The organism is Pseudomonas fluorescens (assembly GCF_902497625.1).
GTDB classification, from domain to species: Bacteria; Pseudomonadota; Gammaproteobacteria; order Pseudomonadales; family Pseudomonadaceae; genus Aquipseudomonas; species Aquipseudomonas fluorescens_BQ.
Genome location: NZ_CABVGX010000030.1, coordinates 14,724 through 34,989, shown reverse-complemented (window position 1 = coordinate 34,989; position 20,266 = coordinate 14,724). Strand labels below are relative to the sequence as shown.

Sequence of the window (20,266 nt, the reverse complement as noted above, 5' to 3'; positions counted from 1 at the left end):
CCAGCCATTAGGCGCCTGAACCGGCGCCTTCGCGGGCAAGCCACGCTCCCACAGGTTGTATGCATGCCCTGTGGGAGCGGGCTTGCTCGCGAATACGCTCGCCCATCCGCCACACCTATCCCGCCTTAGCGCTCACCTAAATGTTCGGAAATTTTCCTTTAAGCGTCCTTCGATCAGTATTTTCAATCGAAGTAGACTGGCTGTGCGCGTCTTTATGGGCTACCATTTTCGCAAATGAACATTAATGTTCGAATTCCAAACAGAAAATCAATAAAGCCCGAGGCCAGCCGATGTCAACTTCTACCTTGCCTACGCCCCCTCTTGCAGAGGTCTACGACGTCGCCGTCATCGGCGGCGGTATCAATGGCGTTGGAATCGCAGCAGATGCAGCCGGCCGCGGTCTTTCTGTGTTCCTCTGCGAAAAGGATGACCTGGCCAGCCACACCTCGTCGGCCAGCAGCAAGCTGATCCACGGTGGCCTGCGCTATCTCGAACACTATGAATTCCGCTTGGTGCGTGAAGCACTGGCAGAGCGCGAAGTGCTACTGAAGAAAGCACCGCACATCGTCAAGCAAATGCGCTTCGTGTTGCCGCACCGTCCGCATCTGCGTCCGGCCTGGATGATTCGCGCCGGTCTGTTCCTGTACGACAACCTCGGCAAACGCGAGCAACTGCAAGGTTCGAAAAGCCTGAAGTTTGGCGCGGACAGTGCGCTGAAAAGCGAAATCACCAAGGGCTTTGAGTATTCCGATTGCTGGGTCGACGACGCGCGTCTGGTGGTGCTCAACGCCATGGCCGCCCGTGAAAAAGGCGCACACGTACATACCCAGACCCGCTGCGTCAGCGCTCGTCGCACCAAGGGCTTGTGGCATCTGCACCTGGAACGCGCCGATGGCAGCCTGTTTTCGATTCGTGCCAAAGCGTTAGTGAATGCGGCCGGCCCCTGGGTCGCCAAGTTCATTCGTGACGACTTGAAGATGGAATCGCCCTATGGCATCCGTTTGATTCAAGGCAGCCACCTGATCGTGCCGAAACTCTACGAAGGTGAACACGCGCATATCCTGCAAAACGAAGATCAGCGCATCGTTTTCACCATTCCGTACCTGAACCAGTTCACACTGATCGGCACCACGGACCGCGAGTACACCGGCGACCCGGCGAAAGTGGCAATTACCGAAGGTGAAACCAATTACCTGCTGAAAGTGGTCAACGCCCACTTCAAAAAACAGATCAGCCACGACGATATCCTGCACAGCTACTCCGGCGTTCGGCCGCTGTGCAACGACGAATCCGATAACCCGTCGGCCGTCACTCGCGATTACACACTGGCACTCTCGGGCGCCGGCGAAGAGGCGCCGCTGCTGTCGGTGTTCGGTGGCAAGCTCACCACTTACCGTAAGCTTGCCGAGTCGGCGCTTGCGCAACTGGCGCCATACTTCAAACACATCAAACCAAGCTGGACAGCGTTAGCGACGCTGCCGGGGGGCGAGGACATGACCACGCCTCAGGCATTGAGCTCGCGTATTCGTGACCAGTTCGACTGGATTCCGAGCGAAATCTCGCGGCGTTGGGCCACCACCTACGGCAGCCGCACCTGGCGTATGCTGGAGGGTGTGCAGAGTCTGAAGGATCTGGGTGAGCATATTGGCGGCGGTCTCTACACCCGCGAAGTGGATTATCTGTGTAGTGAAGAGTGGGCAACCACTGCGCATGACATTCTGTGGCGGCGCAGTAAGCTGGGCTTGTTCACTACAGTGGATGAACAGCAGAAACTGGCGGATTACCTGAGCAAGGTTGAACACAATCGCAGCAAGATCGAAGCGGCCTGATCCGATATCGGCATTGAGCAAAGCCCCTGGAATCTTATGATTCAGGGGCTTTTTGCATTTGTCGCCAGTTTGCGCAGGCATCGCGCTGCATGCCCATTCGGTTTTCCGAACGCAATCCACCAGCCGATTCGGTTAACCGGATCAACCGACTTCAATAATCACAGTTAAAATATTTAATCTCTTTTAAAATCAATAACTTGTTTGATTGAAGCTGGCCTGGCACGAGTCATGCTCTACACTCTTAAGCGAACGCCTGTTGTGCATCCTTCCGGAAGCCAATGGACAGTCGAAGCACAAAAGGGCCGATGAACTGGCTCCATAAAAAAAACAATGTCGAGGAAAATTTGATGCGCATCGTTCCCCATATCCTGGGCGCAGCCATTGCTGCCGCTCTGATTACCACTCCAGTTTTCGCTGCCGAACTCACCGGCACGCTGAAGAAGATCAAAGAGTCCGGCACCATCACCCTCGGGCACCGTGACGCCTCCATTCCTTTTTCCTACATCGCGGATGCTTCCGGCAAGCCGGTTGGTTACTCCCACGATATTCAGCTGAAAATTGTCGACGCCATCAAGAAAGACCTCGACATGCCAGACCTGAAGGTCAAGTACAACCTGGTCACGTCGCAAACGCGTATCCCGCTGGTGCAGAATGGCACCGTTGACCTCGAGTGCGGCTCCACCACCAACAACGTCGAGCGTCAGCAGCAAGTTGACTTCTCCGTGGGCATTTTCGAAATCGGCACCCGCCTGCTGTCGAAGAAAGACTCCCAGTACAAAAACTTCGCCGACCTGAAAGGCAAAAACGTGGTGACCACTGCGGGCACCACCTCCGAGCGCATCCTCAAGTCGATGAACGCCGACAAGCAGATGGGCATGAATGTCATTTCCGCCAAAGATCACGGCGAGTCCTTCCAGATGCTGGAATCGGGCCGAGCTGTAGCGTTCATGATGGACGACGCACTGCTGGCAGGCGAAGCGGCCAAAGCGAAGAAGGCCGCTGACTGGGAAGTGACCGGCGATCCGCAGTCGTACGAAATCTACGGCTGCATGGTTCGCAAAGGTGACGCGCCCTTCAAGAAAGCCGTGGATGACGCGATCGTTGCCACCTACAAATCTGGCGACATCAACAAGATCTACGAAAAATGGTTCATGCAACCGATCCCGCCAAAGAACCTGAATCTGAATTTCCCGATGAGCGACGAGCTCAAAGCACTGATCGCCAATCCGACCGACAAAGCGGCTGACGACAAGAAATCCTGATTTCTGACTAACCTGTCTCCTGAGAGGGTTGTTGCCCTTTCAGGAGTTTGTCACTCCCTGCTGGTATTTTTGGAAACACTCGAACCGGTGGCTGTCGAGCCGTTCGTGTGTGTCTGACCGTCGAGGTTAGACGGGAAGGGATTTTCCCCAAGCGGGCACTTGTATATCGATCGAATGCGAGGGGAGACCCCTGATGAATTACAATTGGGACTGGAGCGTGTTCTTCAGATCCACCGGTGTGGGCAGCGAGACATATCTCGACTGGTACATCTCCGGTTTGGGCTGGACCATAGCCATTGCCATTGTGGCCTGGATCATTGCCCTGCTGCTGGGCTCGATTCTGGGCGTCATGCGCACCGTGCCTAACCGCTTCGTTGCGGGCATCGCGACCTGTTACGTCGAACTGTTTCGTAACGTACCGTTGCTGGTTCAGCTGTTTATCTGGTACTTCCTGGTACCGGACCTGCTGCCGCAAAACCTGCAGGACTGGTACAAGCAGGACCTCAACCCGACCACATCCGCTTACTTGAGCGTGGTCGTCTGCCTCGGCCTGTTCACCGCCGCCCGCGTCTGCGAGCAGGTGCGCACAGGCATCCAGGCTCTGCCGCGTGGCCAGGAGTCGGCGGCCCGCGCGATGGGCTTCAAACTGCCACAAATCTACTGGAACGTACTGCTGCCCCAGGCTTATCGGATCATCATTCCGCCGCTGACCTCCGAATTCCTGAACGTGTTCAAGAACTCATCGGTAGCGTCGCTGATCGGCCTGATGGAACTGCTTGCGCAAACCAAACAGACTGCCGAGTTCTCTGCCAACCTGTTTGAAGCCTTTACCCTGGCGACCTTGATTTACTTCACGCTGAACATGAGCCTGATGTTGCTGATGCGCATGGTCGAGAAGAAAGTCGCCGTGCCGGGCCTGATCTCCGTAGGGGGTAAGTGATGGAATTCGACTTCTCGGGCATCATCCCTGCCCTGCCGGGCTTGTGGAACGGCATGGTGATGACCCTTCAACTGATGGTGCTGGGCGTGGTCGGCGGGATCATACTGGGTACCATCCTGGCCTTGATGCGTCTGTCCCACAGCAAACTGCTGTCGAACATCGCTGGCGCCTACGTCAACTATTTCCGCTCGATTCCGCTGCTGCTGGTCATTACCTGGTTCTATCTGGCGGTGCCGTTCGTGCTGCGCTGGATCACCGGCGAAGACACCCCGATCGGCGCGTTCGCCTCGTGCATCGTCGCTTTCATGATGTTTGAAGCCGCGTACTTCTGCGAAATCGTCCGCGCCGGTGTGCAATCCATTCCAAAAGGCCAGATGGGTGCAGCCCAGGCGCTGGGAATGAACTACAGCCAGGTGATGCGCCTGATCATTCTGCCGCAAGCGTTTCGCAAGATGACGCCTTTGTTGCTGCAGCAGAGCATCATCCTGTTTCAGGACACCTCGCTGGTTTACGCGGTCGGTCTGGTGGACTTCCTCAATGCATCGCGCGCCAGTGGCGACATCATCGGCCGCTCCAATGAGTTCCTGGTCTTCGCAGGTCTCGTGTACTTCATCATCAGCTTTGCCGCCTCGCAGCTGGTCAAGCGTCTGCAAAAAAGGTTCGCCGTATGATCTCTATCAAGAACGTCAACAAGTGGTATGGGGACTTCCAGGTACTGACTGATTGCAGCACCGAGGTCAAAAAAGGCGAAGTGATTGTGGTGTGCGGGCCATCGGGTTCCGGCAAATCCACCCTGATCAAATGTGTCAATGCGCTGGAACCGTTCCAGAAGGGCGATGTGGTGGTGGATGGCACGTCCATCGCAGATCCGAAAACCGACCTGCCGAAACTGCGCTCGCGCGTCGGCATGGTGTTCCAGCATTTCGAGTTGTTTCCACACCTGACCATCACCGAAAACCTGACCATCGCGCAGATCAAAGTGTTGGGACGCAGCAAGGAAGAAGCGACCAAGAAAGGCATGCAGCTGCTTGAGCGTGTCGGCCTCTCGGCGCATGCCCACAAGCATCCAGGTCAGCTCTCCGGGGGTCAGCAACAGCGTGTGGCAATCGCCCGCGCGCTGGCGATGGATCCGGTCGTCATGCTGTTCGACGAACCAACCTCGGCCCTGGATCCGGAAATGGTCAATGAAGTGCTCGATGTGATGGTGCAGCTGGCCCACGAAGGCATGACCATGATGTGCGTGACCCACGAAATGGGCTTCGCCCGCAAAGTGGCCGACCGGGTAATCTTCATGGACCAGGGCAAGATCATCGAAGATTGCCGGAAAGAGGAATTCTTTGGCGACATCAGCGCCCGCTCCGAACGTGCGCAGCATTTCCTCGAGAAAATCCTGCAGCACTAAGAAGCACACCGCTCCCCTGATGTGGGAGCGGGCTCTGTGGCGAGGGGGCTTGCCCCCGTTCGGCTGCGCAGCAGTCGTAAAATTGTACTGTTGCTGCAATTTTGGGCCGGCTTCGCCACCCAACGGGGGCCAGCCCCCTCGCCACGGGCCAGCTCCCACAGGGACCGCTGGTGGTGCTCCAAGTAAGTGTTGTGGTTGACCCAAGGCATCTGTGATGAAATGCGACCCCACTCTTTATCGCGCCGCGCCGCCATCACTCGCCGTGAAACCCCGTCTGATCCGTCATCTGTTCCTGCCGCCGCTGGTCATCGCCCTGATGATCGGATTGGGCTACGTCGGCTATTGGGTCAGTGAACATTACGGCATTCGCAGTCTCAGCGAAAACGGCCAGCGACAGCTCGAACTGCATGCTCGCGCCGTGGAAAGCGAGATCAGCAAATACACTTACCTGCCCAGCCTGCTGGAACTCGAATCCAGTGTTTCCGACTTGTTGGCCGAGCCTTCTGCGGCGAACCGGCAAACGGTCAATGAATACCTCGAAGGCCTCAATCGGCGCAGCCGCAGCCGGGCCATTTACGTGATGGACACCACCGGGCGTGTCATGGCCAGCAGCAACTGGCGTGATTTCGACAGCTATCTTGGTGAAGACCTGTCCTTTCGTGCTTATTTCCAGGACGCCGTGCGCGGTCAACCGGGACGCTTTTATGGCATCGGCAGCACCAACGGCGAGCCCGGTTACTACCTCGCCCACGGCCTGGAGGAACAAGGCAAGATCATTGGCGTCGCCGTGGTCAAGGTGCGCCTGGAAGCCATGGAAGAACGTTGGCAGCGTGCACGCCTGGAAGCCTTTGTCAGCGACGAAAACGGCATCATCATTCTCTCCAGCGACCCGGCGCGACGCCTCAAGTCAGTCATCCCGCTGAGCGACGAAACCAAGGAAAAACTGGCGCGAAGCCTTCAGTACTACTGGTTTCCGCTGAACGAATTGCAGCCGCTTGCCCGGGAGAAACTTGCCGAAGGCGTAGAGAAACTGACTTTCCCCGCCAACAGTGAAGTGGAATCCGAGGTGGAAGACATCAGCTACCTCTCGCAAACCCGCCCGCTGAGTGACACGCCGTGGAATTTCACCCTGCTCACGCCGTTGCAGGACCTGCGCCGTGAGGCGATCAATCAAGGCATTCTGGTGGCGGTCGCGTTTGCCCTGGTGGCCTTCCTGCTGATTGCCTGGAATGAACGCCGCAAGGTCATCGCCACCCGCCTCGCTGCCCGGGAAGCCTTGCAGCAAGCCAACAATCAACTGGAGCGTCGGATTACCGAACGCACCAGCGATCTACGCGCCAGCAACGATCGGCTCAAGAGCCAGATCCGTGAGCGGCGGCAGGCGGAAGAGACCTTGCGCCGAGCTCAGGATGAACTGGTGCAGGCCGGTAAACTCGCGGCCATCGGGCAGATGTCCACCAGCATCGCCCACGAACTGAACCAGCCGCTGGCGGCGCTGCGGACCTTGTCCGGCAACACCGTGCGCTTTCTCGAACGCGGTCAGCTGGACGTCGCCAGCACCAACCTTAGAACCATCAATGAATTGATCGACCGCATGGGCCGGATTACCGCCAGCCTGCGCTCCTTTGCCCGCCGCGGCGATGACAAAGGTCAGGCCAGCCTCGGCAAAGCCGTTGAAGCGGCGGTGCAACTGCTGGGCAGTCGTATCGAAATCGCGCACTTGCAAGTGCATCGCAATTTCACCGACGTCCAGGTACAGATCGACCAGACACGGCTGGAGCAGATTCTGGTCAACCTGATCGGTAACGCGCTGGATGCGATGCAGGCGCAGGCAATGCCAGAGCTGTGGCTGGAAGGCGACATGCTCAATGACAAGTATCGCCTGAGCGTACGCGACAACGGCCATGGCATTGATGCCGAAGCGCGCAAGCACCTGTTCGAACCGTTCTTTACTACCAAACCCGGCGAACAGGGTCTGGGCCTCGGCCTGACGCTTTCCGCCAGCCTTGCCGCTGCCACAGGTGGGCATTTGGGTGTCGAGCATCCGTCCAGCGGCGGTACCACTTTCGTTCTCAGTTTACCGTTGGTAAGCCTTTCTCCCGCCGAGCCAATATGAATAAAGACCTGAGTGTATTGATCGTCGAAGATGATCCCCATGTGCTGCTCGGTTGCCAGCAGGCCCTGAGCCTCGAAGACATTCCCTGTGTGGGCGTCGGCAGTGCCGAAGAAGCGCTCGAACGCGTTGGGGACAACTTTGCCGGCATCGTTATCAGCGACATTCGCCTGCCAGGCATTGATGGTCTGGAACTGCTGACCCGTCTCAAGGCCCGCGACCGCAGCCTGCCGGTGGTGCTGATCACCGGTCATGGCGACATTTCCATGGCCGTCGGCGCAATGCAAAAAGGCGCCTACGATTTCATGGAAAAACCGTTCTCCCCGGAACGTCTGGTCGACGTCGCCCGCCGCGCGCTGGAGCAGCGCAGTCTGGCGCGGGAAGTCTCGTCGCTGCGGCGACAACTGGCCGAGCGTGATTCCCTCGAAGGCCGAATCATTGGCCGCTCGCCGGCCATGCAGAACCTGCGCGAACTGATCGCCAACGTCGCCGACACCTCGGCCAATGTGCTGATCGAAGGCGAAACCGGCACAGGTAAAGAACTGGTCGCCCGTTGTCTGCACGATTTCAGTCGGCGCCACACCAAGCAGTTTGTTGCGCTCAATTGCGGCGGCCTGCCGGAGAATCTGTTCGAAAGTGAAATTTTCGGCCATGAGGCCAATGCCTTCACTGGTGCCGGCAAACGGCGGATCGGCAAGATCGAACACGCTGACGGCGGCACGTTGTTTCTCGACGAAGTGGAAAGCATGCCGCTGCCGCTGCAGATCAAATTGTTGCGGGTCTTGCAGGAACGCACCCTCGAACGCCTCGGCTCGAACCAGAGCGTCGCGGTGGATTGCCGGGTAATCGCCGCGACCAAATCCGACCTGAATGAATCGAGCAAGGCCGGCGAGTTTCGCAGCGACCTGTATTACCGGCTTAACGTGGTGACCCTCGAACTGCCGCCGTTGCGCGAACGTCGCGAGGACATCCTGCAACTGTTCGAACATTTCCTGCAGCAGTCATCGCTGCGTTTCGACAGGGCGGTGCCGGAGCTGGACAACCAGACTCTGTCGAACCTGATGAGCCACGACTGGCCGGGCAACGTGCGCGAGCTGCGCAACGTCGCCGAACGCTTCGCCCTCGGCCTGCCGGCCTTCAAGAAGAGTGGCCCGAGCGGCAGCAATCAAGGCCTGGTATTTGCCGAAGCGGTCGAAGCATTTGAACGCAATCTGCTCATCGATGCCCTGCAGCGCAGCGGCGGTAACCTGACTCAAGCCAGTCAGGAACTGGGCATGGCCAAAACCACGCTATTCGACAAAGTGAAGAAATACGGGTTGAGCCACTGATGGACCTGATGTTCAAAGCACTCCTCGGCGCGGCGGTGGTTGTGATCCTCGCCGCACTGGCCAAGACCAGAAACTATTACATCGCCGGGCTGGTGCCGCTGTTTCCGACCTTTGCGCTGATTGCGCATTACATCGTCGGCAAGGGGCGCTCGCTGGAGGATCTGAAGACCACCATTGTGTTCGGCATGTGGTCGATCATTCCGTATTTCATCTACCTGGTGACGTTGTACGTGATGGTTGACCGAATGCGCCTGGAGGCGTCGCTCGCGGTAGCGGCCGTAGCTTGGCTGATTGCAGCAACGGCGCTGGTATCGATCTGGATTCGAATTCACGGCTGAGAAAAATCTGCGTCTACAGAAGGTTGCGCTCCGGCACGGGATCAATCTGCGCCCAGTGCGACGTGTCCTCGCGATGCGCTTGCAGATACGGCAACACCGCCGCAAGCAATGGCACCTTGAATGCCTCCTGAAAACGATGGGCCAGTCCAGGAATCAATTTCAACTGACTGCCACGGATGTGCGCCGCCAGATGAACGCCGTGCATCACCGGTAACAAAGGATCTGCCGTGCCATGCACGACCAGGGTCGGCACGCGTAGCTGATTGAGCAGCGCCACCCTGCTCCGCTCGGCGAGAATCGCCATGATCTGGCGCTTCACGCCCTCCGGATTGAACGCCCGGTCATAGGATTGAGCCGCTTGCTGCAGCAACGCCTGCCGGTCATCGCTGATCGTCGGGCTGCCCAGTGCCGCGAGCAAATCCGCCTGCTGCTCAAGGGCCACTTCGCGATTCGGCGCACTGCGGCGTGATAGCAATTGCACCAATGCCGCGGTCGGCGCCGGTAGCCCTTCGGCACCGGACGTGGTCATGATCAGCGTCAGGCTCTCGACCCGCGCTGGCGCCATGGCGGCCATGTGCTGGGCGATCATGCCGCCCATGCTCGCGCCCAGCACGTGGAATTGCTCGACGCGCAACGCGTCCATCAAACCGAAGGCATCACCGGCCATGTCGGTCAGCGTGTACGGCGCCGCGACGGGCAAACCGAGCTTGTAGCGCAACACTTCGAAGGTCAGGTTGGCGTCCACCGGTGAGGTCCGCCACGTGGACAGGCCGACATCGCGATTGTCGTAACGAATGACCCGAAAACCTTGCTGACACAGCGCGACCACTACCTCATCCGGCCAGTGAATCAACTGCCCGCCGAGGCCCATCACCAACAACAGCGCTGGATCCGACGCACGGCCGATGCTCTGATACGCCAGACTTACCTGCGCCAGATCGACCCTTTCAGTGGGAACATCGACATCACATCGCGAAGCCGCAAAGGACGGCACGCCGAAAAACAACGCGACCACAAATATGGCCGTTGATAAAAACAAAGCACGCATGAAAAAACACCGAAACGCAGAACCCCAGTAGAGCGCGAGTCTGATGAATTTTGCTCAAGCGCGCTGCCACAGTTGCATGACAGTTTGATGAAGAAAGCCGAGCGGTACGATTATCGTCGTCCCGATAACTAGGTATCGCCATTGCGCGCGGCAATTTCTCTTGATTGGCCCAGGCATGGAGCGGACTTCCCGCTCCCTCATGAGCCACGTTACCCATGATCGACAAAAGTTACCTTGACCTCGCGTTTACCCCGACCACCCTTGCGCCTTCCGACGCAAGCTTGCCGCCTTTTTACGACGACAGCCTGATCTCCATAGCCTCGACCCGGCTGCGCGACAGCAGCCGGGATATGAAGCAACTGGTCGCCGCCTCTCCGCAGGTGCGAGAACCCCGACCTGCCTTATGCAGACATCGGCAGACACTCAACCGTATTTGCGCACTTCGAGCCCCCTTTGAGGTTCCAAGGGAGCGGCGACAAACTGCTCCCTTGGTTGAATTCACGCCAACTGACTACGCAACTGCCGCGCCGCCGCCACCATGTTCACCAGCGCCGCCTCTGTCTCCGGCCACGCCCGGGTCTTCAGTCCGCAATCAGGATTGACCCACAGGCGTTCGGCCGGAATCCGCTGCACCGCTTTGCTGATCAACTTGACCATCTCCGCTGTGTCCGGGACCCGTGGCGAATGGATGTCGTACACCCCCGGACCGATATCGTTCGGGTAGTCGAACGCTTCGAACGCCTGCAACAGTTCCATGTCCGAGCGTGAAGTTTCGATGGTGATCACATCCGCGTCCATCGCCGCGATCGACTCAATCACGTCATTAAATTCGCTATAACACATGTGGGTATGGATCTGGGTCTCGTCGCGTACTCCGGAGGCGCTCAAGCGGAAGGCCTCGACCGCCCAATCCAGATATTCCTGCCATTGTCCGCGCCGAAGTGGCAGACCTTCACGGAACGCGGCTTCATCGATCTGCACGATTTTGATGCCGGCCGCTTCCAGATCCGTTACTTCGTCGCGCAGGGCCAAGGCCAATTGCTGCGCCTGGACCTTGCGCGAAACATCCTCACGCGAAAACGACCACATCAACATGGTCACCGGCCCGGTGAGCATGCCTTTCATGACTTTGTCGGTGAGGCTTTGCGCATAGGTGATCCAGTCGACCGTCATGGCTTTAGGACGGCTCAGGTCGCCGTAAATGATTGCCGGCTTCACGCACCGCGAACCGTAACTTTGAACCCAGCCGAAGCGGGTGAACAAATAGCCATCCAGTTGTTCGGCGAAGTACTCGACCATGTCATTGCGTTCGGCTTCACCGTGCACCAGCACGTCCAGGCCCAGGCGTTCCTGCACCTGAACGGCATGGCGGATTTCGCTGTGCATGGCGTCAGTGTAATCGTTGGCCGAGAGCTTGCCTTGCTTGAACGCCTGACGAGCCAGGCGGATCGCAGAGGTTTGCGGGAATGAGCCGATGGTGGTCGTGGGAAATGCCGGCAACTGCAAACGCTCACGCTGGCGCTCGAGACGTTTGGCAAATGGCGAAGGCCGCTGACTGTCAGCGGCGCTGATAGCTTGCAACCGCGCCTGAACAGCGGCTTTATGAATACGCGGCGACGCTGCGCGGCTGAGCTTGACCGCACGACTTTGCGCCAGGGCTGCATGCACATTTGGCGCGTGCGGATCGTTGAGGGCATCACGCAACACTGCGATTTCGCCACACTTCTGCACAGCAAAAGCCAGCCAGCTTTTCAGTTCCGGGTCTAGCTTGTTCTCGCGCTCGAGGTCCACCGGGCTGTGTAGCAGCGAACAGGAACTGCTGACCCACAGGTTGTCGCCGAAGCGCTCCTGCGCCGGTCGCAGTTGTTCCAGCGCCTGCTCCAGTTCGCAGCGCCAGACGTTGCGCCCGTTGACCAGGCCGACCGAGAGAATTTTGTAAGTCGGCAGTCGATCCAGCACCTGCCCAAGCTGCTCCGGGGCGCGCACGGCGTCGATGTGCAAGCCTTGCACCGGCAGGCTGACCGCCAGCCCGAGGTTGTCTTCCAGACCGCTGAAGTACGTGGCCACGAGTTTCTTCAACGGCGAATATTGCAGGATGTGATAAGCGCGCTCGAAGGCGCTTTTCCAGGCTTGCGGCAAGTCGAGCGTCAGGATCGGTTCGTCGATCTGCACCCACTCCACACCTTGCCCGGCGAGGCGCACGAGGATTTCGTTATAGACCGGCAGCAAACGTTCCAGCAGATCGAGCTTATCGAAGCCGTCGGGATGGACGTTGGATTTGACCTTGCCCAGCCACAGATAGGTCAGCGGGCCGATGATCACCGGTTTGACGGAGTGACCCAGCGCCTTGGCTTCGTCGACTTCATCAAACAGTTGCTCCCAGCTCAGCGTGAACGACTGCTGGGCGCTGAATTCCGGGACCAGGTAGTGATAGTTGGTGTCGAACCACTTGGTCAGTTCTTGGGCGTTCTGGACATTGTCATGTTCAGCGCCGCAACAGGCCGTGGTAGCGCCCCGCGCCATGGCAAACAAGGTATCAAGGGTCGGCAGGCCATTTTCAGCGGTCTTGGCGAAGCGTTTCGGGACGACACCCAACATCAGCGAGTGGGTCAGCACATGGTCGTACCAGGCGAAGTCACCGACGGACAACAAATCGATGCCGGCGTCTTTTTGCAATTGCCAATGGCTCGCGCGCAATTGGCGGCCGACGCTCTTCAATGCGTCCTGATCGAGATCACGCTTCCAGTAGGCTTCGAGGGCTTTTTTCAGTTCGCGGTCTGCGCCAATCCGTGGAAAACCAAGTGTGTGTGCCAGGGCCATGTTGAAATTGCTCTCCGTAAAAGATGTTGTAAAACATGGCGCCATTGTCGACAGCCACAGCAACATGAGACAAACTCAACCTTTTCGTGTTGATCACAAGTTTTCCTCATGGAGCCGCCGGTGCTTGAAATTCGTCACCTGAAAACCCTGCATGCCCTGCGCGAAGCCGACAGCCTGGTCGATGCGGCTGATCGCCTGCACCTGACGCAATCGGCGCTGTCGCACCAGTTCAAGGAACTCGAAGAGCGCATGGGCATGCCGCTTTTCGTGCGCAAGACCAAACCGGTGCGATTCACAAGCGCCGGTTTGCGCCTGCTGCAACTGGCCGACGCGACTCTGCCGTTGCTTCGCGGTGCCGAGCGTGACATTGCGCGGCTGGCTGGCGGCACTGCAGGCCGGTTGCACATGGCTATCGAATGCCACAGCTGTTTTCAATGGCTGATGCCGACCATCGATCAGTTCCGCGATGCCTGGCCGGAAGTCGAACTGGACCTGGCGTCAGGCTTTGCGTTCGCACCGCTGCCCGCCCTGGCCCGCGGCGATCTGGATCTGGTGGTGACGTCCGATCCGCAGGAACTGGCGGGCATTACCTACGTGCCGCTGTTCACTTATGAAGCGATGCTCGCCGTGGCGAATCAGCACCGGCTGGCCAGCAAGGCCTACATCGTCCCGGAAGACCTGCTCAGCGAAACCTTGATCACTTATCCGGTGGAACGCGATCGGCTGGATATCTTCACCCGTTTCCTCGAACCGGCCGATATCGAACCGGCGCAGGTACGCACCTCGGAGCTGACGGTGATGATGATGCAACTGGTCGCCAGCGGACGCGGCGTGTGCGGCATGCCGCACTGGGCGCTGCATGAATACAGTTCACGGGGGTACGTGAAAGCCAAGCGGCTGGGGGAGAAAGGTCTGTTTGCGACACTGTATGCGGGGATTCGCGCGGACATGCTGGATGCACCCTACATGCGTGATTTTCTGCTGACGGCGAAGGACACTTCCTTCTCGACGCTCGACGGGGTCAGCGCGGTTCGTTGATCACGCCACATCGATCACTGTGGAGGTTTCATAGCTCGCGCCACATGTGGATTTTGTCGAAGTAATCCTCGCCCACCCGCACGGCCATCGGCTCCAGACCGTATTGAACAAAGCCGCAGCGCTGGTACAGCTTGAACGCAGCCTCGTTGCCGGCCGTGACGGTCAGCTGGATCAGCCTCAGCTTCGGATGGCTTTGCGCTTCAGCCAGTGCCGCCTGCACCAGTTGAGCACCCAGGCCACGCTGACGGGCTCTGGCGGACACGTACATGCCGAACAGAGTTACCTTGTGACAGGCTTTTTCACGGGGTTCGAACGCAAGACCGACTATACCGGTCAACCCCTCCTCGTCGAACGCGCCGAGCACCTCATCCAGTTTCCTGGAGAGACGCGATTCCCACCAACTCAGCGGCATCACCGCGCGCTCGCGGACGCTGGAAGTGAACGCCTGGGGATGCAAGTCATAGGCTTCCAGCATCAGTGCCCGATAATCCAGCGCATGGCTGACATCCAATCGCTCGATCCACATTTTCAAGCCGTCCTGCGTTGCTCGAGCATCAGCCGCACCGCCAGCGCAGCCAGCACGAACCCCATGAAGTAGCGCTGCACTGCCAGCCACGTTGGGTTGCTGACGAACCAGGAAGCAATGCCCGCCGCGAACAGCGCAATCAGCAGGTTGACGCTGAAACTGACGCTGATTTGCGTCAGCCCCAGCACAATGCTCTGGGCGAACACCGAACCATGTTCCGGTGTGATGAACTGAGGAAACACCGAGAGATAAAAAATTGCGATTTTCGGGTTCAACGAACTGGTGAGGAAACCCATCGTGATCAGTTTTCGCGAGGAGTCCGCCGGCAATTGCTGCGCTTCAAACGGCGAACGGGCGCCCGGTTTGACCGCCTGCCACGCCAGCCACAACAAGTACAAAGCGCCGGCCCACTTGAGCACTTCATAAGCCATCGGCACTGCCAGAAAGACTGCGGTCAACCCGGCGGCTGCGGCAAACAAATGCACAAAAAAACCTGCAGCCACACCCAGCAGCGACGTCACGCCGGCCCTGCGGCCCTGACAGATCGAACGGGAGATCAGGTAGATCATGTTCGGCCCCGGCGTGAGCACCATGATCAGTGCGGCGGCGGCGAAGATCAGCAGATCCTGAAGCGGAATCATGGCGAGTCCTTTTGGCATGAATGAGCAAGCGGTCGCGTCGGCGAACTCCGATCAAACGGCAGGATGAGGTTTGTGTCAATGGCGCCGGCGTGACATCACGGGCAAGGCAAGACGGTCTGCAACGGCCGGGAAATGATTCGTCGCACTCAGTTGCGCGAAGTTGCAGCCGGGCGACTATGCTCCATGGACTCGGATCCATAATCTCCCCTTCGGCCAGGTGATCAGGGAAAGGATGCCCCGCATGAATGCTTTGCACCCAATCGCTGCCGTTGCAGGCAGATGTCGATGAGCAGACCGCTGGCCCGGACCAATCGGCGCATTCTGATCGTCGACGATACACCCTCCATACATCTGGATTTTCGCAAAATCCTCAGTCCGGCACCCGAGGGCGAGCAATCTCTGGCAGACACCGAAGCGGCACTGTTTGGCACCTTGCCGCCACAACGGCCGACATTCGAACTCGATTCCGCCTATCAGGGCCAGGAGGCCTTGCAGTTGGTGAAACGCGCGCTGGCTGAGGGAAGACCTTATTCGCTGGTATTCACCGACATGCGCATGCCTCCGGGCTGGGACGGTCTGGAGACGATCGAACAGCTGTGGAAAGTCGATCCGCAGCTGCAAATCGCCCTGTGCACGGCGTATTCGGACTACAGCTGGGAAGCCATGGCTGACCGGCTGGAGTTCGGCGACCAGTTGCTGGTGTTGAAAAAGCCTTTCGACAGTCTGGAAATCCGCCAGATGGCCAGCGCCCTCACCTGGAAATGGCAGATGGCCCAGGACGCGGCCAGCAAGATGCTCAGCCTGGAGCAGACCATCGAGGCCAGAGTTCACGAACTGCTCAAGGTTTCGCATCTGTTGCAATACGACGTGCTCACCGAACTGCCAAACAGCACTTTGCTCGGCGATCGCCTGAATCAATCGCTGGCCCTGTCGCGCCGGCATGACAAGCAACTGGCGGTGATGTTTCTCGGGCTCGACCGCTTCAAACGTATCAACAATGCCCTCGGGCATCCGGCCGGGGACGAAATGCTCAAACGGGTCGGGCAAAACCTGATTGCGACCGTGCGCGAGTCAGACTCGGTGTTTCGTTACGGCTCGGACGAATTCGTGTTGATCCTTGCCGACATTCGCCATCCGCAGCAAACCAAGGGCATTGCCGAAAAGCTGCTGAAGTCCATCCGCCGTCCGCAGCACATTGCCGGCCACGATTTGAGCGTTACTGCTTCCCTGGGCATCAGCATTTACCCTGACGATGGCCTGGACGCTATCGACCTGATCAAAAAAGCCGAAACCGCGATGCGTAACGTCAAGGAAAGCGGCCCAAACGAGTTCAGCTTCTTCATTGAAGAGATGAATCAGCGTGCCCGCGACCAGCAAAGCATCGAGACCGGCATTCGGCTGGCGCTGGAGCGCAATGAATTTGTCTTGCATTACCAGCCAAAACTGGACCTTGGCAGCGGCCAGGTGGTAGGCGCCGAGGCCTTGATCCGCTGGGAAAAACCTGACCAGGGATACGTCTACCCTTCGGACTTTATCGGAGTTGCCGAAGACAGCGGGCTCATTGTCCCGCTCAGCCGCTGGGTGTTGGCCCAGGCGTGTCGACAAACGTGTGCCTGGCTGGCGGCCGGTCTACCGCGGATCTGCATGTCAGTAAACGTCTCGGCGATCGACTTTCGCCAGCGCGATTTTGTTGAAGGTATCGAACAGATCCTCCAGCAAACCGGAATGGATCCGACCTGTCTGGAGCTGGAAATCACCGAAGGCGTACTGATGCAGAACGTCGAAGCTACGGTCGATACGTTGAAGCGGATCAAGGCATTGGGGGTTCGCCTGGCCATTGACGATTTTGGCACCGGCTATTCCAGCCTCAGCTATCTGCGTCGGTTCCCGATTGATGTGTTGAAAATCGATCAGTCATTCATCCGTGGTTTGAGCAGCGACAGCAATGACGCAGCACTGGTCAGCGCGATCATCAGTCTGGGCCGCAGTCTGAACCTGACCATCATTGCCGAAGGCGTGGAAACCCTTGAGCAACTGGAATTCCTTAAAGCCCGCCAATGCGAGGAAGTGCAGGGTTATTACTTCAGTAAACCGGTCACACCGGACCTGTTCGTGCAATACCTGCGATCGGTGAAGACCGCTTAGTCTGCCCCACTGTGATAGGTGCGCAACGGCACGCGGGCGTTCAACCAAGGAATCATCTGATGTCGCCGTCCCTGATTTTGCTGATTCTGATGCTGTTCGGCCTCAACCTGAACGCCCGGGCCGGGATGCTCGAAGAACCGATCAAACCGTTGCCTGCGGTGCCGCCGCTGAATGCATTGCAAGTAGAGCTGGGACGTCAGCTGTTCAACGAAACGCGGCTGTCAGCCAACAACACGCTGTCTTGCGCTAATTGCCATCAACTTAACAAAGGTGGTGCTGATTCCGTGGCATTTTCCATAGGCGTGCTCGGTCTGCCGGTTTCGGTGAATACCCCCAGCATTTTCAACGCTGCCCTTAACTTCAGGCACTTCTGGGATGGCCGCAGCACGACGCTGCCAGCCCAGGTTCACGAAGCAGTTCAGAGCCCGGGCGAAATGAGCGGCAACTGGAGGGACGTGGTGCGGATGCTGGGCGCCGATGCCACCTACCGGGCATCGTTCGAAAAGGCGTACCCCGACGGGGTGACTGAAACCAACGTGAAAAATGCCCTCACCACTTACGAACGAACGCTGATCAGCAGCAACTCGCGTTTCGATCAGTACCTGCAAGGCGACACCGGGATCCTCACTCAGGAGGAAAAGTCTGGCTACCAGCGCTTCAAAAGCAGCGGCTGCATTGCTTGCCATCAAGGCGTGAATATTGGCGGCAACATGCTGCAGAAATTTGGGGTAATGGACGATTACTTCAAGGCTCGCGGCAATGTCGTCCAAGTTGACCTGGGACGCTATCAGATTACCCGGGACGAGATGGATCGCAACGTGTTCAAGGTGCCGAGCCTGCGCAACGTCGCCGTGACCGCACCGTACTTTCATGACGGCTCGGCCGAAACCCTCGAAGAAGCGGTAGAGGTCATGTTCAGGTATCAGCTGGGGCGCATTCCATCGGCCGAGGACAAGACCCTGATCATCAAATTTCTCAAGACCCTGACCGGTGAATGGGAGGGCAAACCCTTATGAAAATGTCCCGCGGACGCAGCCTGATCCTGCTCAGTCTGGCAGCTGTTCTATTGGCGTCGACCCTGCTGTTTCTGTACCTCAAGTCGAATTCGAATCAGACATCCACCTACGCCGACTCTCGAGACCTCATCGGCCGGATCAAGCAGTTGAACGCACAGTGGGAGTCGCAGATTCTCAAGGCCAGGGTCGCTACCGATCCCAACTACGATCCGCTGGTGATGCCTTTGGTCCAGATCACCGAGTTGTGGGAACGCTTCAACACCATGGAATCGAATCATGGCCGCAACGTCTCGCCGGTCTGGCGCGCCAGTCACGCGGCCTTCAGCGATGCACTCGCGGAAAAAATCCGTCTGGTCGAGCAGTTCAAATCCCACAACGCCCTGCTGCGCAACTCACTGGCCTTTTTACCGGCCGCCGAAGACGATATTCAAGAGCAACTCGCCCAGCTCGTCGATGGCGACAAACTGCAGCTGCAAAATATAGCTACTGACACTTACGATCTGCTGCTTAGCAGCCTCGAGTTTGCTCAGGTCACTTCCGACGAAAAAGCCGCCGACATTTTCCTGGGCCTGAACAAACTGGCCGTGAACAAACTGCGCTTGCCCGAACAGTTTCACAGCCCGATCGAGATTCTCAGCAGTCACATCGCGCTGATCCTGCGCGAGCAACCGGTGGTCAACGACCTGCTCGAACGCATCGAAGCGATCCCGGTGGCTGAACGCCTCGATGAGATCACCCGCTTGCTGAATCTGGATCAGCAGCAGGCTGACGCGGTCGACCAGCGCTACCACTTCCTCATGCTGCTGTTCTCGGTGCTGTTGGTGTTGCTGCTGGTGTACCTGGCGATTCGTCTGATGCACAGTTTCGCGGTAATTCATCGAGTCAACACTGACCTGCAGACCGCCAACGACGAGCTGGAGTTGCGGGTTGAACAGCGCACGCGTGAACTCCAGGACACGCAAAGCGAACTGCTTGACACCGCGCGCCTGGCCGGCATGGCAGAGATCGCGACGAATGTGCTGCACAACGTCGGCAATGTGCTCAACAGCGTCAACATTTCGGCTGATCTGGTCAGTCGCAAACTGCGTGGCAGCAAAGCCCTGGGACTGGCTAAAGCCATGCAACTGATCAACGAACATCCCGATGATCTCGGCACCTTTCTGACCCGCGACGAGAAGGGCAAGTTAGTGATCAATTACCTCAATCAACTGGTCGAGGCCATTGCGCTGGAGCAACGCGACATGGCCGACGAGCTGGCGCAATTGAGTAAAAGCGTCGACTACATCAAGGACATCGTTTCCACTCAACAATCCTATGCCGGCGCCAACAGCTTGATGGAGCCGCTGAACATCAGTGAATTGCTGGAAGATGCCTTGCGCATGAATGCCGGCGCGCTGACCCGCCATCAGGTGGTCGTGGTCAAGGATTACAGCGATGTACCGCCGATCATGGGCGACAAGCATCGCCTGCTGCTGATTCTGATCAACCTGATCAGCAACGCCAAATACGCGATGTCCGACCTCAGCAAGCGTCCGCGCGCAATGACGCTGAGTGTCAGTATCGTCGACAAGACAACCCTGCAAATCAGCGTCAAGGACGACGGCGAAGGCATTGCTGCGCAAAACATGACGCGGATCTTTGCGCATGGGTTCACCACCCGCAAAGAAGGTCATGGTTTCGGTTTGCACAGCTGTGCCCTGGCCGCGATCGAAATGAATGGACATCTCACTGCGCACAGCGATGGACCGGGCAAAGGCGCCCGGTTCACCTTGCAGATCCCCCTGACGCCGGTGCCCTTGGAGGCGTGACTGAAACAGCGA

General features: G+C 58.2%; 16 protein-coding genes. 12 read left to right on the top strand and 4 right to left on the bottom strand.

The window, feature by feature from the left end; genetic code table 11:
• Positions 1-290 precede the first annotated feature (290 nt).
• The 8 genes from glpD to F8N12_RS18255 all read left to right on the top strand — a co-directional run bounded on the left by glpD (position 291) and on the right by F8N12_RS18255 (position 9,212).
• Positions 291-1,829, top strand: coding sequence for a glycerol-3-phosphate dehydrogenase (glpD, locus tag F8N12_RS18295; RefSeq protein WP_150581726.1), 1,539 nt, complete (start codon positions 291-293; stop codon positions 1,827-1,829).
• Between the two features lie 347 nt (positions 1,830-2,176).
• A complete protein-coding gene (locus F8N12_RS18290; RefSeq protein WP_150581725.1) occupies positions 2,177-3,091 on the top strand; it encodes a glutamate/aspartate ABC transporter substrate-binding protein in 915 nt (304 codons plus the stop codon).
• Positions 3,092-3,284: 193 nt separating this feature from the next.
• Positions 3,285-4,031 (top strand): amino acid ABC transporter permease, encoded by a 747-nt coding sequence (locus F8N12_RS18285; RefSeq protein WP_150581724.1) that lies wholly within the window; start codon positions 3,285-3,287, stop codon positions 4,029-4,031.
• Positions 4,031-4,702 carry an amino acid ABC transporter permease gene (locus F8N12_RS18280; protein ID WP_150581723.1) on the top strand — a complete coding sequence of 224 codons (672 nt, stop codon included), beginning with the start codon at positions 4,031-4,033 and terminating at the stop codon, positions 4,700-4,702. Before F8N12_RS18285 ends, F8N12_RS18280 begins: the two co-directional genes overlap by 1 nt.
• Positions 4,699-5,433, top strand: a complete 735-nt coding sequence (locus tag F8N12_RS18275; RefSeq protein WP_150581722.1) for an amino acid ABC transporter ATP-binding protein — start codon at positions 4,699-4,701, stop codon at positions 5,431-5,433. The genes F8N12_RS18280 and F8N12_RS18275 overlap by 4 nt, the downstream gene beginning before the upstream one ends.
• A 214-nt stretch (positions 5,434-5,647) precedes the next feature.
• Entirely contained in the window at positions 5,648-7,549 is a 1,902-nt protein-coding gene (locus F8N12_RS18265) for a sensor histidine kinase (protein ID WP_150581720.1), read from the top strand.
• A complete protein-coding gene (locus tag F8N12_RS18260) occupies positions 7,546-8,874 on the top strand; it encodes a sigma-54-dependent transcriptional regulator (RefSeq protein ID WP_150581719.1) in 1,329 nt (442 codons plus the stop codon). Before F8N12_RS18265 ends, F8N12_RS18260 begins: the two co-directional genes overlap by 4 nt.
• An 8-nt stretch (positions 8,875-8,882) precedes the next feature.
• A complete protein-coding gene (locus F8N12_RS18255; protein ID WP_191623183.1) occupies positions 8,883-9,212 on the top strand; it encodes a GlpM family protein in 330 nt (109 codons plus the stop codon).
• Positions 9,213-9,225: 13 nt separating this feature from the next.
• Here the strand turns inward: F8N12_RS18255 and F8N12_RS18250 are convergent, their stop codons facing one another.
• Both F8N12_RS18250 and metE read right to left on the bottom strand, forming a co-directional pair.
• Positions 9,226-10,260, bottom strand: coding sequence for an alpha/beta fold hydrolase (locus F8N12_RS18250; protein ID WP_150581717.1), 1,035 nt, complete (start codon positions 10,258-10,260; stop codon positions 9,226-9,228).
• Between the two features lie 498 nt (positions 10,261-10,758).
• A complete protein-coding gene (gene metE, locus F8N12_RS18245; protein ID WP_150581716.1) occupies positions 10,759-13,080 on the bottom strand; it encodes a 5-methyltetrahydropteroyltriglutamate--homocysteine S-methyltransferase in 2,322 nt (773 codons plus the stop codon).
• Between the two features lie 120 nt (positions 13,081-13,200).
• Between metE and metR the strand changes: the two genes are divergently transcribed.
• On the top strand, positions 13,201-14,118 hold the full coding sequence (gene metR, locus F8N12_RS18240; protein WP_150581715.1) for a transcriptional regulator MetR: 918 nt from the start codon (positions 13,201-13,203) through the stop codon (positions 14,116-14,118).
• A 28-nt stretch (positions 14,119-14,146) separates the two neighbouring features.
• Here metR and F8N12_RS18235 read toward each other — a convergent pair whose 3' ends face one another.
• Entirely contained in the window at positions 14,147-14,644 is a 498-nt protein-coding gene (locus F8N12_RS18235) for a GNAT family N-acetyltransferase (RefSeq protein ID WP_150581714.1), read from the bottom strand.
• 2 nt (positions 14,645-14,646) lie between these two features.
• Positions 14,647-15,285 (bottom strand): LysE family translocator, encoded by a 639-nt coding sequence (locus tag F8N12_RS18230; protein ID WP_150581713.1) that lies wholly within the window; start codon positions 15,283-15,285, stop codon positions 14,647-14,649.
• Between the two features lie 285 nt (positions 15,286-15,570).
• Here F8N12_RS18230 and F8N12_RS18225 point away from each other — a divergent pair, with 285 nt between their 5' ends.
• From F8N12_RS18225 to F8N12_RS18215, 3 genes are read left to right on the top strand one after another with little or no spacing between them, the layout of a single operon-like run.
• Positions 15,571-17,430: a putative bifunctional diguanylate cyclase/phosphodiesterase gene (locus F8N12_RS18225; RefSeq protein WP_150581712.1), complete on the top strand. Its 1,860-nt coding sequence runs from the start codon at positions 15,571-15,573 to the stop codon at positions 17,428-17,430.
• A gap of 59 nt (positions 17,431-17,489) precedes the next feature.
• Positions 17,490-18,446: a cytochrome-c peroxidase gene (locus F8N12_RS18220; protein ID WP_150581711.1), complete on the top strand. Its 957-nt coding sequence runs from the start codon at positions 17,490-17,492 to the stop codon at positions 18,444-18,446.
• Positions 18,443-20,254 carry a DAHL domain-containing protein gene (locus F8N12_RS18215; protein WP_150581710.1) on the top strand — a complete coding sequence of 604 codons (1,812 nt, stop codon included), beginning with the start codon at positions 18,443-18,445 and terminating at the stop codon, positions 20,252-20,254. Before F8N12_RS18220 ends, F8N12_RS18215 begins: the two co-directional genes overlap by 4 nt.
• Positions 20,255-20,266 lie beyond the last annotated feature (12 nt).

What these genes read in the sequence shown, in the direction of transcription:
- F8N12_RS18230 (WP_150581713.1), bottom strand. Translation starts at nt 15,285, where the DNA reads ATGATTCCGCTTCAGGATCTGCTGATCTTCGCCGCCGCCGCACTGATC.
- F8N12_RS18235 (WP_150581714.1), bottom strand. Translation starts at nt 14,644, where the DNA reads ATGTGGATCGAGCGATTGGATGTCAGCCATGCGCTGGATTATCGGGCA.
- glpD (WP_150581726.1), top strand. Translation starts at nt 291, where the DNA reads ATGTCAACTTCTACCTTGCCTACGCCCCCTCTTGCAGAGGTCTACGAC.
- F8N12_RS18265 (WP_150581720.1), top strand. Translation starts at nt 5,648, where the DNA reads ATGAAATGCGACCCCACTCTTTATCGCGCCGCGCCGCCATCACTCGCC.
- metE (WP_150581716.1), bottom strand. Translation starts at nt 13,080, where the DNA reads ATGGCCCTGGCACACACACTTGGTTTTCCACGGATTGGCGCAGACCGC.
- F8N12_RS18285 (WP_150581724.1), top strand. Translation starts at nt 3,285, where the DNA reads ATGAATTACAATTGGGACTGGAGCGTGTTCTTCAGATCCACCGGTGTG.
- F8N12_RS18255 (WP_191623183.1), top strand. Translation starts at nt 8,883, where the DNA reads ATGTTCAAAGCACTCCTCGGCGCGGCGGTGGTTGTGATCCTCGCCGCA.
- F8N12_RS18290 (WP_150581725.1), top strand. Translation starts at nt 2,177, where the DNA reads ATGCGCATCGTTCCCCATATCCTGGGCGCAGCCATTGCTGCCGCTCTG.
- F8N12_RS18275 (WP_150581722.1), top strand. Translation starts at nt 4,699, where the DNA reads ATGATCTCTATCAAGAACGTCAACAAGTGGTATGGGGACTTCCAGGTA.
- F8N12_RS18260 (WP_150581719.1), top strand. Translation starts at nt 7,546, where the DNA reads ATGAATAAAGACCTGAGTGTATTGATCGTCGAAGATGATCCCCATGTG.
- F8N12_RS18250 (WP_150581717.1), bottom strand. Translation starts at nt 10,260, where the DNA reads ATGCGTGCTTTGTTTTTATCAACGGCCATATTTGTGGTCGCGTTGTTT.
- F8N12_RS18280 (WP_150581723.1), top strand. Translation starts at nt 4,031, where the DNA reads ATGGAATTCGACTTCTCGGGCATCATCCCTGCCCTGCCGGGCTTGTGG.
- F8N12_RS18220 (WP_150581711.1), top strand. Translation starts at nt 17,490, where the DNA reads ATGTCGCCGTCCCTGATTTTGCTGATTCTGATGCTGTTCGGCCTCAAC.
- F8N12_RS18225 (WP_150581712.1), top strand. Translation starts at nt 15,571, where the DNA reads ATGAGCAGACCGCTGGCCCGGACCAATCGGCGCATTCTGATCGTCGAC.
- F8N12_RS18215 (WP_150581710.1), top strand. Translation starts at nt 18,443, where the DNA reads ATGAAAATGTCCCGCGGACGCAGCCTGATCCTGCTCAGTCTGGCAGCT.